The 13,925-nt window shown below is 63.7% G+C and carries 23 protein-coding genes and 1 tRNA gene; 12 read left to right on the forward strand and 12 right to left on the reverse strand.

Annotated elements, in window-relative coordinates:
• The 10 genes from G0Q01_RS16300 to G0Q01_RS16345 all read right to left on the reverse strand — a co-directional run.
• On the reverse strand, nucleotides 1–371 hold a 371-nt coding region (locus G0Q01_RS16300; protein ID WP_203594903.1), incomplete at its 3' end, for a phage terminase large subunit family protein.
• Entirely contained in the window at nucleotides 371–988 is a 618-nt protein-coding gene (locus G0Q01_RS16305) for a helix-turn-helix domain-containing protein (protein WP_164213647.1), read from the reverse strand. The genes G0Q01_RS16305 and G0Q01_RS16300, both read right to left, overlap by 1 nt.
• A 664-nt stretch (nucleotides 989–1,652) precedes the next feature.
• Nucleotides 1,653–2,351, reverse strand: a complete 699-nt coding sequence (locus G0Q01_RS16310; protein ID WP_164213648.1) for a PRC-barrel domain-containing protein — start codon at nucleotides 2,349–2,351, stop codon at nucleotides 1,653–1,655.
• A 274-nt stretch (nucleotides 2,352–2,625) separates the two neighbouring features.
• A complete protein-coding gene (locus G0Q01_RS16315; RefSeq protein ID WP_164213649.1) occupies nucleotides 2,626–3,264 on the reverse strand; it encodes a hypothetical protein in 639 nt (212 codons plus the stop codon).
• Nucleotides 3,265–3,291: 27 nt separating this feature from the next.
• On the reverse strand, nucleotides 3,292–3,870 hold the full coding sequence (locus G0Q01_RS16320) for a hypothetical protein (protein ID WP_164213650.1): 579 nt from the start codon (nucleotides 3,868–3,870) through the stop codon (nucleotides 3,292–3,294).
• A 180-nt stretch (nucleotides 3,871–4,050) separates the two neighbouring features.
• Nucleotides 4,051–4,683 (reverse strand): hypothetical protein, encoded by a 633-nt coding sequence (locus tag G0Q01_RS16325; protein WP_164213651.1) that lies wholly within the window; start codon nucleotides 4,681–4,683, stop codon nucleotides 4,051–4,053.
• A complete protein-coding gene (locus G0Q01_RS16330) occupies nucleotides 4,683–4,979 on the reverse strand; it encodes a hypothetical protein (protein ID WP_164213652.1) in 297 nt (98 codons plus the stop codon). Before G0Q01_RS16330 ends, G0Q01_RS16325 begins: the two co-directional genes overlap by 1 nt.
• Nucleotides 4,976–5,296: a helix-turn-helix domain-containing protein gene (locus G0Q01_RS16335; protein ID WP_164213653.1), complete on the reverse strand. Its 321-nt coding sequence runs from the start codon at nucleotides 5,294–5,296 to the stop codon at nucleotides 4,976–4,978. The genes G0Q01_RS16330 and G0Q01_RS16335 overlap by 4 nt, the downstream gene beginning before the upstream one ends.
• Before the next feature lie 11 nt (nucleotides 5,297–5,307).
• Nucleotides 5,308–5,508, reverse strand: a complete 201-nt coding sequence (locus G0Q01_RS16340) for a hypothetical protein (protein WP_164196278.1) — start codon at nucleotides 5,506–5,508, stop codon at nucleotides 5,308–5,310.
• A gap of 170 nt (nucleotides 5,509–5,678) precedes the next feature.
• The gene (locus G0Q01_RS16345) at nucleotides 5,679–5,999 is read right to left on the reverse strand and encodes a hypothetical protein (protein ID WP_164213654.1); all 321 of its coding nucleotides are present in this window, start codon (nucleotides 5,997–5,999) and stop codon (nucleotides 5,679–5,681) included.
• A 278-nt stretch (nucleotides 6,000–6,277) separates the two neighbouring features.
• On the opposite strand from G0Q01_RS16345, the gene G0Q01_RS27110 reads away from it, so the two are divergent.
• From G0Q01_RS27110 to G0Q01_RS27375, 12 genes are all read left to right on the forward strand, one after another.
• Nucleotides 6,278–6,592, forward strand: a complete 315-nt coding sequence (locus G0Q01_RS27110; RefSeq protein WP_164213655.1) for a helix-turn-helix transcriptional regulator — start codon at nucleotides 6,278–6,280, stop codon at nucleotides 6,590–6,592.
• A gap of 360 nt (nucleotides 6,593–6,952) precedes the next feature.
• Nucleotides 6,953–7,300, forward strand: coding sequence for a hypothetical protein (locus G0Q01_RS16355; protein ID WP_164213656.1), 348 nt, complete (start codon nucleotides 6,953–6,955; stop codon nucleotides 7,298–7,300).
• Between the two features lie 296 nt (nucleotides 7,301–7,596).
• Nucleotides 7,597–7,728: a hypothetical protein gene (locus G0Q01_RS27115; protein ID WP_255455647.1), complete on the forward strand. Its 132-nt coding sequence runs from the start codon at nucleotides 7,597–7,599 to the stop codon at nucleotides 7,726–7,728.
• The gene (locus tag G0Q01_RS16360; RefSeq protein ID WP_164213657.1) at nucleotides 7,728–8,132 is read left to right on the forward strand and encodes a hypothetical protein; all 405 of its coding nucleotides are present in this window, start codon (nucleotides 7,728–7,730) and stop codon (nucleotides 8,130–8,132) included. The genes G0Q01_RS27115 and G0Q01_RS16360 overlap by 1 nt, the downstream gene beginning before the upstream one ends.
• A 204-nt stretch (nucleotides 8,133–8,336) precedes the next feature.
• Nucleotides 8,337–8,612 carry a DUF2312 domain-containing protein gene (locus G0Q01_RS16365; RefSeq protein ID WP_164213665.1) on the forward strand — a complete coding sequence of 92 codons (276 nt, stop codon included), beginning with the start codon at nucleotides 8,337–8,339 and terminating at the stop codon, nucleotides 8,610–8,612.
• On the forward strand, nucleotides 8,612–8,917 hold the full coding sequence (locus tag G0Q01_RS16370; protein WP_164213658.1) for a hypothetical protein: 306 nt from the start codon (nucleotides 8,612–8,614) through the stop codon (nucleotides 8,915–8,917). Before G0Q01_RS16365 ends, G0Q01_RS16370 begins: the two co-directional genes overlap by 1 nt.
• The gene (locus tag G0Q01_RS16375; RefSeq protein ID WP_164213659.1) at nucleotides 8,917–11,181 is read left to right on the forward strand and encodes a DNA cytosine methyltransferase; all 2,265 of its coding nucleotides are present in this window, start codon (nucleotides 8,917–8,919) and stop codon (nucleotides 11,179–11,181) included. The genes G0Q01_RS16370 and G0Q01_RS16375 overlap by 1 nt, the downstream gene beginning before the upstream one ends.
• A complete protein-coding gene (locus G0Q01_RS16380) occupies nucleotides 11,178–11,468 on the forward strand; it encodes a hypothetical protein (RefSeq protein ID WP_164213660.1) in 291 nt (96 codons plus the stop codon). Before G0Q01_RS16375 ends, G0Q01_RS16380 begins: the two co-directional genes overlap by 4 nt.
• Nucleotides 11,465–11,737, forward strand: coding sequence for a DUF4031 domain-containing protein (locus G0Q01_RS16385; protein WP_164196287.1), 273 nt, complete (start codon nucleotides 11,465–11,467; stop codon nucleotides 11,735–11,737). The genes G0Q01_RS16380 and G0Q01_RS16385 overlap by 4 nt, the downstream gene beginning before the upstream one ends.
• Nucleotides 11,734–11,859: a hypothetical protein gene (locus G0Q01_RS27120; RefSeq protein WP_255455648.1), complete on the forward strand. Its 126-nt coding sequence runs from the start codon at nucleotides 11,734–11,736 to the stop codon at nucleotides 11,857–11,859. Before G0Q01_RS16385 ends, G0Q01_RS27120 begins: the two co-directional genes overlap by 4 nt.
• A 23-nt stretch (nucleotides 11,860–11,882) precedes the next feature.
• Entirely contained in the window at nucleotides 11,883–12,158 is a 276-nt protein-coding gene (locus G0Q01_RS16390) for an AlpA family transcriptional regulator (protein ID WP_164213661.1), read from the forward strand.
• Nucleotides 12,148–13,299: a tyrosine-type recombinase/integrase gene (locus G0Q01_RS27375; RefSeq protein ID WP_164213662.1), complete on the forward strand. Its 1,152-nt coding sequence runs from the start codon at nucleotides 12,148–12,150 to the stop codon at nucleotides 13,297–13,299. The genes G0Q01_RS16390 and G0Q01_RS27375 overlap by 11 nt, the downstream gene beginning before the upstream one ends.
• A 7-nt stretch (nucleotides 13,300–13,306) precedes the next feature.
• Here the strand turns inward: G0Q01_RS27375 and G0Q01_RS16400 are convergent.
• Nucleotides 13,307–13,382 (reverse strand) — tRNA-Val (locus tag G0Q01_RS16400).
• Between the two features lie 34 nt (nucleotides 13,383–13,416).
• On the reverse strand, nucleotides 13,417–13,896 hold the full coding sequence (soxR, locus tag G0Q01_RS16405) for a redox-sensitive transcriptional activator SoxR (protein ID WP_164196290.1): 480 nt from the start codon (nucleotides 13,894–13,896) through the stop codon (nucleotides 13,417–13,419).
• Between the last annotated feature and the right edge of the window lie 29 nt (nucleotides 13,897–13,925).

The raw sequence follows: 13,925 nt of genomic DNA on the forward strand, positions 1-13,925 counted from the left end.
CGGCGCATCGGCATCCATTTGTTGTTGACCCACTCGCTCGCCGCGCTGCCGGTCGGGTGCACGATCAGCGAGTCGAGTGGCGTGTACTCGTGCCAGGCGCCCAGCGTCGGCTGAATGATCGAGACCGTCTTGCCCCACTGCGCCGAGCCCCGGATGGTCACTTCCCGGCTCGGGTGCTCCGGCGAGAGCACCTGGTGAATCTCGCGCAGGAACTCGAAGCGCGCGATGTCGAACGGACCCGAGATCGGCGAGCGCTCGTCAAACTCGATGTTCTCGGTGCACCAGCGGGTGATGTCAGGGGGCGGCGGCGGCGCCATCGCCGCGGCCATAGCCGAGCAGACCACATGTCGCGCCGACGCAAGAAATCCCATCAGAAATCGACCTCGTCCTCTTCGGCGTCCATCATGGCCGCTGTGGCCTCTTCGGCCATGGCCTCGGCCCGCGCGCCCCGATGCTCGCGCCAGAGATCGATCACGAGTTTCCGCGCTTCCTTGAAATCGACGCCGTGCTCGTCGGCGATCGCTCGAGCAGCGCGGCGCAGGAAGTCCTCGACCTGTGCCAGCTCGCGCGATAGTGCACGCGTAGCTTCGCGCGCGGCCTTGTCCGCCAGCACAACGCTTCCTTCTTCGAGCATGTTCTGCCGGCGCAGACGCCGCGCCTCTTCCTCGACCTTCTGGATCCGCGCGAGTTCATAGCGGTCCGGATCATTCCGGGGCAGCTGCCCATCCTGCCTCGGGGTCGGCGCGCTCGCTTCGGGCGCACCCGGTGCAGTTTCACCATCGCGCAGCCGGCGCTTTGTCTCGGCGCCGTTGCCGAGCATCTGGCCGGGGTCCAGCCTCTGCTCGAGGACCGCGCGGACCCTGTCGACGTTGAACCGCCGCGCCCGCCCGGCGCCGGTGAAGCACCCGTCGAGCTTGCCCTCCGAGACGTACTGGCTGATGCGGCCCTTCGAGAGGCCAAGCTCTTTTGCAAGTTCGGTCGTGTTCATCTGCGACCTCCCAAGTCGTTTAGCTTCATCCCCTTGGTTTAGTCAGGAGTTTAGGCTTTTTCAGTTGTTTAGAGAGGCAAAACCCATGCCCTTAGCCGCCCCGTATACGGGGCGGTTTCCAGGAGGGACCCATGGATTTCGGTTAGTAGTGGCTTGTAAGCCCGCAGATCGGCCAACTGCAGCGTAGTCACACACCCACAGGCGCGAGAACCAGCCATTCCGACTCCGAGATGCAATCAGGCGTTGTCAGCTCGGGTTAGAATCTGCCAGCATCGGAACATGAACGGCCAGTGCCGCAAAACACTCACAACCTTGAGCAGTCGATCTTTTCGCAGGGCAGCACCAGTGGAGTGAGCAATGTCGACAGAATGGACAAACATCCAAATCATGGAGTGCCAATCCGAGATTGGCGCGACGGTCACCGTGTTCAAGCAATCCGACGGAGAGCATCAACGTTACGTCCTTGGGAACGGGCGCCCTATCGCCGCGCACCAGGATGGAACATTTACCATCCCGGATTCCAACACTGTTCTCAGCATCACGAGCTTCTAAACGAAAACGCCCGGGCGGAATTCTCCCCCCGGGCGCAAAAACTTTTGATGATGCCAAGATTACCAGAAGCGTAGCGACTGCAGCTAGCTACTGCTTTACGAGGCTTTCGTCGTTACTCGGTCGGGGCGGTGGTGCCCATACCCGCGCCTTCGGTCCCGTTGTTCATCTCGGTCCCTGTGGCGCCCATAGCATCGCCGGTCGCCGGCGGGGGCGTCTGCTTGTCGCGATACTGGTATTCGGGAGCGGCATCAGCCTCTTCGCGGGTCATCGCCAGCTGGATGGCATCACCATCATATTGGATGTCCAGTTCGCTGTAATCGACTGCGATGTCTTTCTCACCCATGCCAAGGAAGCCACCCACGCCGAGGATAACTGCCGTGATCTGACCATCCTCGGTGATGATGAAGTCCTTGATGCTGCCGATGGTTTCACCATCCGGCGACGTCACGCTGGTGCTGAGAAGCCAGTCGCCGAGCATCTCGGCACTATCCTGCTGCGAAACGACTGCATCGGAGGTTGCGATAGGTGCAGCGGCTTCATCCGTGGCTTCATCCATGGTCGCAGTGCCGTCCGTCTGGTCGGTGGGCACATCCGCGGAAGGTGCGGCGGCGGGAGCGTCTGCGGAGGGCGCTTCTGCAGGAGCCTCGGCGGCGGGCGCGTCGGTGGACATGTCAGCGCCGTTTGCCGGTGCCTCGCTTTCCATCTGCTCTGCGGGCGCCTCGTCGGTGGGCGTCAAAGTCGTGTCCTGAGCCCAGAGAGGACCGGCGGCGAAGGGAAGCGCGATCACGGAGATGTACAGGTACTTTTTCATGGTCTTCATCCTCCTAAGGTACACGGCAAGAACCCAGAAGGAGGTCTCGACGTTCCGGCCCTCGTCGATCCCAAGCGGAATTCCACTGCATAATTCGGCTTCTAACGGCGAAACACTGCCCACAATCGCGCCATGCGCCGCGATCCGGAACCAGCTCTGTCGTCGAGCGTTCTTCGCGCCTGCGGGTCTCCCAAAAGCATCGCGCCCGGAAGGATTTCTCCTTCGGGCGCGGAAACTTTCGATGATGCCAAAATGACCAGAAGCGCAGAGGCCGTCAACCCCTCCCGCGCCACATCATCGTCCGCCGCCCTGCCATTCCGTCGACGACGCACAGAAGCGCAGACAGCAGGCCGACGATATCACGCGCCTCGTAGTCGTCGATGACCACCCTGAGCGCCTCGGAGCGCGCTGCCTTGTCGGTATACCCGAGCCAGCCCTCAAGCCGCATAATGGCCGAAGTCGCAGCCCGCTGCTTCTCTTCGTCGGTGCGCTCGTCGAGCGGCGGCGTCTCAGCATCAGCTGACATCGCCTCGATCGGGACGAGCAAGCGTAGACACTTGGGGTGACGAGCCGGTGCCCCAATTGCCCGGTCATGTGCGACCTGCACGCGCCGCATATGCTGGATGGCATCCCAGAGCCTGGCGCGTTCATCGTGATCGCACACTGCTGCTGCCATAGCTCGTCCCGCAGCGCAGCCATACCAGGGCGCTCGAGCTTCACGTCGCCCGGCGGCGTTGTGCGTCAGGCCGTTTTGACGGCAGCGCACGGCCAGAGGCGCAGCCGACGGGTCTCGATCATCCACCGTTCTCTTGGCTCGACCATTCGGCTCGCGCCTCTTGACCGGCGCTAACCCAGGCATCTCGGCCAGTTCTTTCTTCGCTCGGCGCCGCGCGCCCTTGCTATAGGTCTTCATCCTGCTCTCGCCCTTTTCCGGCAGTTCTTAATTTTGCGCTTGCGGCAGCAGCGCCATCGCCCGACGCTCCATGCCTTCGTACCAGCGCAGCCACTTCTCATCGCCGTCCCGAGCCATGCCCCTGCGCAGCCGATCGCGCACAAGCTCGACCTGACGGTTCCATTCTTCAGCCTTCTCGCGGATTGCACGGCGCTCGCCGTCATTGATCGGCGGGCGTTTGCGCTTTTCCAGAAACCGGAACTCCGCAACCAGCACGCCCTCGAGGAACGCTTGCGGCCCGCGCGCTGACCGAAACCAGCTGAGGATCGTCGGGTGCTCTTCGATCGGTCGCGGCGCGACGGCATCGGCAACCACGCAGATCGTCGCCATCGTCGGCCAGGCGTCCCGGGCCTTCCCCTCACCCCGGTACCGCAGCATGTCGCGCAGCGTCCCGAGCTGCTCATCCGTCATGTAGGTCAGTGCGTCGGCGAGCTTCACCATAAAGGTGTCGTGCGCATCGAGCTTCACGTTCCCCGGCTTGCGGAAGCCATGCTCGGTCAGCGGCTCGATCAGCAGGCGCCTCACCCTGCCCCTCTTCGTTTCGGTGGTGGTCTGCTCTTCCGTCATGGCCATCCCCTTCTCTCAGCAAATCCTGAGTTATCCACAGGTGTCAGCGGTTGGTTTGAGGTCCGAGCGGAAATTTCTTTTCATTTCTGTCTCTTCTCCTCTCTTAGAGCCGACAGAATGTCCGAAGTTCTGTCACGCTTCTGAACGGTTCTGTCACACGTGACAAAACCGGTTGGTTTCTCATCTGCGGTAATCGGTGGTCCCGAGGTACTCCATGCCCTCGAGGATGCGCACGGCAGTGCGGTTGCCGTGCGGGTAGGTATCGAGAAGCCAGCGGTGCAGCATCACGATGTAGCGTGGATTCGAGGCCAGGTTCTTGGAGCCGATATCCTCGACGCTCTTGCGCAGGCGGCTGAGCGCCTGTCGCTCCTGATCGGCCGACTTGCGATCCTGATCCTTGTGCTTCCACTTGAGCGCGTCGAGCGCCACGCCCGTGACAAAGCGGTTCATCAGGCGGATTTCGCCCGTACCGATGATCCGGCACCGCGTCCAGCCGTGGAGCGGGCTGATCTTTCGGCGCAGGTAGCCCTCCCATCGCGCTAGAGGGATGTCCATCATCCATGCTTGGCGCTGCGGCTCGGCGGGGATCGTGCCGACCGGGTCCTGCAACTGGCATTTGGACCAGAGAGCGAGCGCGAGGCCGATGACCTCCCAGTCCTCAATCTCCTTGCAGGCCTTGAAGAAGTCGCTCTCAAGGAAGGATGTGTGGTGAAGCTTGAAGTAGCTATGCGTCTCCAATCTCTCGCCCGCCGGCACAGGATATTCTGGCAGGTCGGTGACGTCCGACACGCGGGTCAGGTTCATGGTGCTCATCATGCTCCCCCCTTGGAATGTGCCTGGACACGCAGCGACCATAGGGCCGCCATCTCCACCTCGAGCGCGTATTTCGCCGCGCCGAACGCGGTCTCGTTGCTGTACAAGCGCGCCGCAACCACCTCGCGGGCGCGGGCGTGCGCAAGGGCGACGTCATCGCCAGGCGCCACATCTGGAAAGGCGTCCAGCGCATCGCTCAGCGCGATGATGGCGCAGCCGCACAGCGTCATGCCGCCCTTGTGCAGAGCAAGCGCAGTGGCAGCGGTCACAAAGGATGCGCGAGCGGAGCCGGTCATTGTCCCACCCTCCGCGCAGCGCCGCCGGTCATTCCGGCCCGATGAAGCATCCGCCAGACGGTGGTTCGCCCGACGCCCAAAGCGGTCGCGATGTCATCCAGCTTTGCGCCGGATCGCCGCATCTTCACCGCGCAGTCATCGCCGCCATTGCGAAGACGGGGCCGAACACCGTTGGGAAGTGGATCGCCGTCACGCTTGAGGGCGCGCGATAGGCGCCCCCGACTGCATCCGGCTCGATCTGCGACATGCTCGAGCGACAAGCCGGACCGCCGCAGCTGGCGGGCCTTCTGAATGTCGATTGACGTAATGTCTGCCATGGCCATCTCCGTCACCAATAGGCAGCGGACAGGTCCGCCCCTCCCTCAGCCGCTTCATCCGCCTCTCTGACGCGGTTGGTGCGGACTCGAACCTGGTGACTCGCGAGACCGCTGGACTTCGCGATTTCACCGCTGAACGTGCCGCCGGCCCGGCTTTTGACGAGTGCGAGGAGCGCCTCATCGTCGGAACGTGTCGGGGTGCGATAAGCCATGGGCGTTCCTCAGAAGAAGGCCGGGGCCGAAGCCCCGGCAGTTCCGACAGGAAAACGCGGGGCATTCAGCCGCACGCGGCCCCGCTTCGCGCCACGCACGGAGAACGGCATCCCCCGAGCGACTGAATTGACGTGCGGGCCGGACACCGCGTTTGCGATGCAAGGCGGCGTCATGCCGCCCTCCGCTCGCCCATCTCCGCCTCAAGCGCCGTCGACAGGGCCGCGCCGTGCTCGACCATGGCGATCAGAACCTTGTCCGCCGACGGGCGGTTTGTGGCGTTCCACCAGTTGCAGGCGGTCGAGAACCGCACCTCGAAATGCACAGCGACCTCTTCCGGATTCCGGAATTCGGCGTGCAGGAACCGGCACCACACCTCGGGAGCCGTCACCCGGACGGCGAACCGGTCCAGAATCTTGGGGCGGGACAGACGCTGGGCCCACACGGCAGGTTGGTCGCATGTGTTATCTACGGCGAGATGGAGTTTGGGCATGAACATTTCCTCAGGCGGCGGACCTTCCCCGAACCGCAACACGCGGTCGGGCAAGCTCCTCGAATGTCAGGGAGTGGCCACGCCTCTTTGCCGCTTCCACGATCTCGAAATCGTACTTGGCGGGTATGCTGCCGCGATGCTTCCATGCGGCGACCGTCGAGTACGGCTTGCCGAGGTCCAAAGCGAGCTCTGCCATGTTTGGCCATATGTGGGAGATGTGATCCATAACCGCTATGGCTACGCACATTGCGTATCGCAGTCAATACGCACATCAGTAAATGCGATCCGCAATCCGTTTATCTACGATAGAGCATCATGACGTGAGGCTCACCGTGCTGGAACACCAAGGCGACTCCCGAGACGCAGTTGCGGCTCGCATCTCTCGCATCCGCGAACTCAGCGGGCTGAACAAGAAAGACTTTGCGTCTCGCCTGGACATGTCTCCTCAAGCGTGGGGTGACTATGAAAACGGCAAGCGAGACCTTCCGCTATCAATCGCAAAGAAGCTTCGCAGCGTCTACTCTATTCCGCTAGATTTCACATACTTTGGTATCAGGTCCGATCTCCCGCACAGGATTGCGACTGAACTGTAAGGCAGCCCTTCAGTAAAATCGGCCCAAAAATCCAGAGGCAGCCCGGACGATTCCCGCGCTGCCTTTAGCAGTTTAAGCAGGCATTCATCGGCTTCTTCTGAAGATTTCGACACGCCGCACCCCTCAAATGTTCTCATTTCGTTCACGTTAGGCAGCCGACTCACGCGAGGTCAAGAGGCCCTGACGTGAACCCGCGACAGAACGAAGTCATCGACGGTCGCTGGTGAACGCGAACCCGAATGATACGCATATTGCGATTTTTCTAGGTTGACACTACGCATATTGCGTAGCTAATTGAAGGTACATCCGCCGAAGACGCACCAGCCGATCGCGGAGAAACCTTCCTTTGGAGACGCTATTATGCCGGACCAATCGACCCAACAGTTCAGCGCCCTCGCCGCTGGCCTCACGAACCCAGAAGTCCCCCAGACCCTCCCTTCCGCAGCGCACCAGCTCTGGCTGACAGCCAAAGAGCTCCGCGGCACGCCGATTGACGGCGAGCGCCTGCAGCGCCTGGAAGCGATGCCGTCGCATTACCCGGCGGTTCCCGCCGGTGGGGCCACGCTCGGCGAGGTCGCAGACGGGCTCGAGCGGGCGCGCCCGGCTATCAGCAAGGCAGTCGAGGAAGCCCGCCCCAAGCACGATGCGCGGCGCGCAGGCTTCCTGACCCGCTTTCTTCCCCACCATCCGGGCGGCGACGCGGCGTGAGCCGCGTCCATCGCTCGACATCACCCCCGCGACCCCATGGCAGGCGGCATCCCGATGCAGGCACGTTCATCCTCCCTCCCATCGCCTGAGCGCGGAGAGGCAGCGAGAGCAGAAGCCACCACTCACGGACACCACGCCCTCTGTCTCTCACAGGCCCGCGCTGTCGTCGCGGATGTCGCCTGCCATGGGATCGCCGAGATCATCCGCGCCTGCTCGGTGATCGTGGATCGCACAGACGATCCCAAAGAAGCGCATTCGGCCCGCGCGCTGCGCGGCATTCTGGAAGGAGAGCAGACGTGATCAGCAACGCCATCCGCCACCGCGAGCGGTACCTCGATGATTTTTGCAGAGGCATGTGCTGGGGCCTCGGCTTCGGGCTCGGCGCGGCCTGCGTCGGAATTCTCGCGGTCGTGGTTCCCTTTCTCTGATGGGGGATCATCCGAACCCCGATGATGTGTTCCGCGCCAACTCGAAGACCGCGCGGGACGCTTTGGACAAGCTCGCCAGAGAACTGCGTACGGAAGACCAGCACGACCGCGCGGCGATCTGCGAGAGCGCCAGCCGCGTGATCGACACCACCAGCCGGGGCTACATGCTCGCGACAGAAGAGATCAGGCGCCTCAGCCCGATCGAGGATCCGTTCTGGATGGTCTGCCGCAAGCCTCGACACCCCGAAGCGAAGACTGAGCCGAAGCGCCGGTTTCCCCGCATCGAGGCTGCACGTGATGAAGCGCGCCGACTGGCATGCGCCCTTGGCGTTTCCTTCGTCATCCTGGTCGCGATCGAGGAGATCGCGCCGCAGGACACCAAGCCGGGGCGCCTGCCCCTCTGAATGCAGGGCATGAGGCCCGCATCTCCTCGCCGCGACCCAGCACGGATCGTCTCTGCCCCCCACAGACGAATGCGGCGAGGGGCAACAATCCCAAGAGGACTGAGCATGCTGATGCCCCAAGATGCCGACTTCCAGGTAGACACCGCAGCCGCCGAAACCGCAGGCGCCGACATGGCTCACGCGGCGTCGCGCAAGCGCACCCCCATGAAGGAGACTGCCGAGGATAAAGCGGTATCCGATGGCGCCTACGGCGTCGCTGCCGGTGAACTGAAGCAGTTCATCGAACGCTTCGAGCGGCTCGAGATTGAGAAAATAGAGATCGCCGATCAGCAGAAGGAGGTGATGGCCGAGGCAAAGGGGCGCGGCTACGACACGAAGGTCATGCGCAAGGTCATCGCCCTGCGCAAGCGGGACCCGGACGACGCCGCCGAGGAAGCGGCGGTGCTCGAGATGTACAAAGCCGCGCTGGGGATGGACTGATGGAGACGTTCAACCATCTCTCGCGCGAACAGCTGGAAGCCATCGGCCAAGCGCAGCTTGGCGCCAGCGCGCCACGCAAATCCGCAGCCTTTCCGCTCCTCAGCGATCAAGAGGGCCAGGGCTTCGGCGAGGGCTCGCAGGGGCAGCCCCGCGCCGGACGCGCGCCATTGCCGTCGGGCTGGTGGGCAGCGGTTGTGATCTTCGGCATCATCGTGACGGGCGGCATGTGGGTGATCTGCGCCGCGGTCGAGCAACTCGGCGTGACGATCCGCGCGATGGCGGCATTCCTCGAGGCGCTCTTCTGATGGGCGACACCTTCGACCTCCCCGAGCTGCCCGACCGCGCCTTCACCGGCTTGCCGCTGATCGTCGACAGTTTCGCCGGCGGCGGCGGGGCCAGCACTGGCATCGAAATGGCGCTTGGCCGCGGGCCCGACGTCGCGATCAACCACAATCCGGCGGCGCTCGCGCTGCATGCGGCGAACCATCCCGAGACGCTGCACCTGTCGGAGAACGTCTATCGCGTCGATCCGCTCGACCACCTTGCGGGCAAGCACATCGGCCTCATGTGGTTCAGCCCGGACTGCAAGCACTTCAGCAAGGCGAAAGGCGGCAAGCCGGTGGCGCGCAACATCCGCGATCTCGCGTGGATCATCCCCGGGTGGATCGAACGCATCCAGAAGAGCGGCGGCCGCGTCGACGTGGTGCTAATGGAGAACGTGGAGGAGTTCGCGGGCTGGGGGCCGCTGATCGAGACCGAGCGCGGGTTGATGCCCTGCCCGGCCCGCAAAGGCGAGACCTTCGCCGCATGGTGCAAGGCGATCCGCAAGCTCGGCGGGAAGATCGAACGCCGCGAGCTGCGCGCTTGCGACTACGGCGCGCCGACCATCCGCAAACGGCTCTTCGTCTGCATCCGGTTCGACGGTCAGCGCATCGTCTGGCCCGAGCCGACGCATGGCGCGCCGGATTCGGATGACGTGAAGGCGGGCAAGCTGCAGAAGTGGCGCACCGCGGCGGAATGCATCGACTGGTCGCTGCCGTGCCCGAGCATCTTCGACACCAAGACCGAGATCATGGCCAAGCACGGGCTGCGCGCCGTGCGCCCGCTGGCCAACAACACCCTCGCCCGGGTCGCCAAGGGGCTGCGCCGCTACGTGCTCGACGCCGAGCGGCCCTATCTCGTTTCAACCAATTCGCCCATCGGGGCGTCAGGAATGGTGGGAGGCTTTCCGGTTGCTGCAGCGCCATATCATGCGGAGGAAACCGGCGTATGGATGACCGGCACGAGAAGAGGTCATAGAGGGACGCCGCTTCGCTCTGGCGTGACAGCCGGAGAGACGGCACCTTTTCTCGCCAGCATCGCGCACGGCGACAGCGGCGGCCGCCGGGAATACCCGCTGACCGAGCCGCATGGCGTCGTGACCGCAGGCGGAATCTCGCACGCCCTGGTCGCGCCGGTCATGGCCACGATGCGCAACAGCCAGAAACCGTGGCAGAGCGTCACCGAGCCCGCCCATACCGTGACGGCGGGCGGCGCCGGGCTGACACTGATCGCTCCGTCCATCGCCAAATTCATGACGGGCGCCACCGGCAGCGACATCGCGGCCCCGCTCCCAACGGTCACCGCCAACAGCTACCTCAAGCGCCCGGGCGGCGCGGCACCGCTCGGCATCCTCGCGCCACTGCTGGCCAGCTTGAAAGGCACCACGCGCCGCATGGGCCCCGTGGCGCAGCCTCACCCCACCGTCTGCGCCGAAGGCAACAACAGCGCCGTCGTGGCGCCGGTGCTGACCTACGCTCAGCAGGGAGGACGCTGCCGGTCGATCGAGGATCCGCACCACACCATCTGCGCGAGCAAGAAAGATCAGAACAGCATGATCGCCGCGACGATGGTGCATGTCGGGAACGGCGAGCGGAAAGGCCAGGCGCCCCGCGCGCTCGATATCACCGCGCCGCTGAACACGGTCGTAGCGGGCGGCGTGAAGCAATACCCGGTCGCGGCCTTCCTCGCCCAGCAGAATACCGGCCTCGTCGGGCACCACGCAACGGCGCCGCTCTCGACCATCGTCGGCAAGGGCTGCACCCAGAGCCCGGTCGCCGCATGGCTGGCGAAATACTACGGCACCGGCGACGGTGCACCCGCCACCGAATCCATGCACACGATCACCACCAAGGATCGCATCGCGCCGATGCAGGCCGAGCTTGCAGCCCCGCCCTTCGACGACACCCACGCGCCCCGGGCGCGCCAGGTGGCCGAGTTGCTGCGCCAGCATGGCCTCTGGGATGACCGCGAGTTCGTCACCGTCAAGATCGGCAGCACGTCCTTCGTCATCGTCGACGTGGGCATGCGGATGCTCACCCCGCGCGAGCTCTTCAACGCGCAGGGTTTCCCAGCCGACTACGTGATCGAGGGCGTTTGGCACGAGCACGACGGCGCGTGGGAATTCGAGGCCTTCCCGAAGGACGTGCAGGTTTCCTGTGTCGGGAATAGTGTCTGCCCGCCGCTGGCCGAGGCGCTGGTGCGGTCGAACTGTGCGCACCTGGTCGAAGCTGAGGAGGTAGCGGCGTGAGCGTTTTCACCACCAAAAGCCCCGGAATGGGGCAAGTGTCCAAACCGGGGCGACTGGTAAAACATAATCAATGGCTTCAATTCATTGCCCTCCCTCTCAGCACCGGCGAAATTCCGGCGTTCGTGACCAAGATGTCTGCGGGCTCGTCAGTCCACTCACGGACCTCGTTCACCCTGCGTCACTTTCTTGCCTCAGTCGAGAAGGCTCATCCCCAGATTGCTAAGATTCCTGTGGATAACAACCGCCGGAAAATCCGCTCTCTAGATGTGGTGGGGTTGGCAGCATGACCGTCTATGTCGACGACATGTATCGCTCCCAGATGGGCCGCTTCCGGCACATGAAGATGAGCCACATGATCGCGGACAGCACCGACGAACTGCTCGCCATGGCGGACCAGATCGGCCTGAAGCGGAAATGGCTACAGAAGGCCGGAACCGCAGACGAGCATTTCGACATCGGCATGGGTCTCCGCGCCAAGGCGGTCGCCGACGGTGCGGTCGAGGTCACCATGCGCGAGCTCGCGATGAAGTGCCAGGCGCGGAGGTCACCACCATGACCGATCTCCTCGCCGCCTTCGTCATCATCTGCGCCGCAATCCGCCCGGTCCACATGCTGATGAGGCTCCCCGCCGCCAAAGCGCGCCGCCGCGCGATCCAGCAGTTCTACCAGTCCAGCTAACCCCGATAGAAGGAGCCAGAGGCATGCCCCCCGATCGCATGACCCATGTGCAGCCCGCCGAGTTCGCCCTCGAGGCCCGACCTCTGGCATATGTCAGCGCGAAGACGCTTGGCGTCTTGATGGACATCTCCGAGAGCACGATCTGGGACTGGACGCGCAAGGGCCACTTGCCCAAGCCACGGAAGATGCCGAGCGGTGCGACCCGATGGAAGTGGTCGGAGGTTGAAAAATTCATCGATGGCGCGGCAGAATCGCCCGACGATGCCGATCCAATCCTGAGGGCGAGCCGTGGCCGGTGACATCCGCCTTGAGAAGTATGTTCAGCGCAAGGTTGCGCGGGGGAGGGAGTACTTCTTCTTCCGCGTGGTGCGTCAGGGTCAGGAGCTCCGCCGCCCCCTCCCGCATCCGTTCGATGCTGAATACCGCGCAGCTTATAACGCGGCGCACCACGAGGCCTTCGGCACCGTCCCGGGAGAGTTCGAGAGCCCAAAGGCCATCGCCCGCCTCATCAGAGACCACAAGGACAGCGCGAGATATGCAAAGCTGCCCAAGGCCAGCCGCCTCCTTCGGGACTACGCTCTAGACTTGATGGCCGACCGCTGGGGCGCCTTCGACGCTGACCAAATCCGACCCATACATGTGCAGGCGGTCTACGACAGCCTTTCCGAACGCCCCGCAACTGCGAACCGCCGCCTTGACGACATGAGCGCAGTGTTCAGCTGGGGCAGGACGAGAGGCTTTGCAGACGACAACCCCTGCCGCCGGATCGAGCGCGTGCAAAGCGAAGAGAGCTACGAGCCATGGCCTGATGACCGGCTCGAAATCCTGATCGGACAAGGCAAACGACACATCGTGAAGGTCGCCCTAGTCGCGCTCTACACCGGGCAACGCCGCGCTGATGTGATCGGCATGTGCGAGACCCAGATTCGAGACGGCATCTGGACCATCGAGCAGGGCAAGACCGGCAACCCGGTGACTGTCCCGCTGCACCCAGTCGTTCTGGCGATCATTGAGGAAGAACGTGCATCACGGCGCAAGGCTCAGATCGTCGCCCCGGCTCTCCCGCTCTTGACCAACAGCCGCGGCAAACCGTGGGGAAAAGGCTTCGGCGCCTCTTGGACCAAAGAGCTGATCCGTCTGAAGCTGAGGCCACAGTCCGTCGAGGAAATCGAAGCCGGGCAGTTCCGCCCGACCTTCCACGGACTGCGCACGACGAACGCAACAGTCATCGCGAACACCGTCGCCAGAAGCCCCGAGCTGTTCGGAGGCATCCAGCGTGTTCAGGCAATGCTCGGGCACCTGTCTGAGCGCATGTCGAAGCACTACGCTAGACGCGCGGAGGTTGAGCACATGAACCGCGAGACGGTGCTACTGCTACCAGACTTTGGGAAACAGAATCCCGAAATTGGGAAACATGAAGACGGTGAGACCGCTAAGTGATTGAAAATGGTGGGTGATGAGGGACTCGAACCCCCGACATCTTCGGTGTAAACGAAGCGCTCTACCAACTGAGCTAATCACCCGTGAAGCGCGGTTTAGACAAGCTTCGGGCGGCTTTCAAGTCTGATCCTTCGTCATCGCATCGATCCAGACGCGCGGCCCCGGGCCCTCTCGACCGCGGCGGTCCGAGGGATTGTAGAGCGGGCAGGTCTCCAGCGACAGGCAGCCGCAGCCGATGCAGCCATCGAGCTCGTCGCGGAGTTGTTCGAGCTGGGCAATCCGCTCGTCGAGCTGCGCTCGCCAGCCGCGTGAGACCGCCTGCCAGTCAGCCTTGGAGACCGCCCTGTCGCGCGGCAGGGCGGCGAGCCTATCACGAATTTCCGCCAGCGGGATCCCGAGCTGCTGTGCCATGCGGATCACCGCGATCCGGCGCAGCTCGCGGCGATCGTAGCGGCGATGGTTCGCCTCGGTACGCCAGCTTTCGATGAGTCCCTCGGATTCGTAGAAATGGAGCGTCGAGACAGCGACCCCCGCGCGGGCGGCAACCTCGCCGACGCTGAGGTCATTGTGGCGCGAACGGCCGGCGGCTCGGGACATAGATATCTCCTCCTGGATGAGAATGGCGC

This window comes from Salipiger sp. PrR007, assembly GCF_010499845.1.
Classification (GTDB): domain Bacteria; phylum Pseudomonadota; class Alphaproteobacteria; order Rhodobacterales; family Rhodobacteraceae; genus Salipiger; species Salipiger pacificus_A.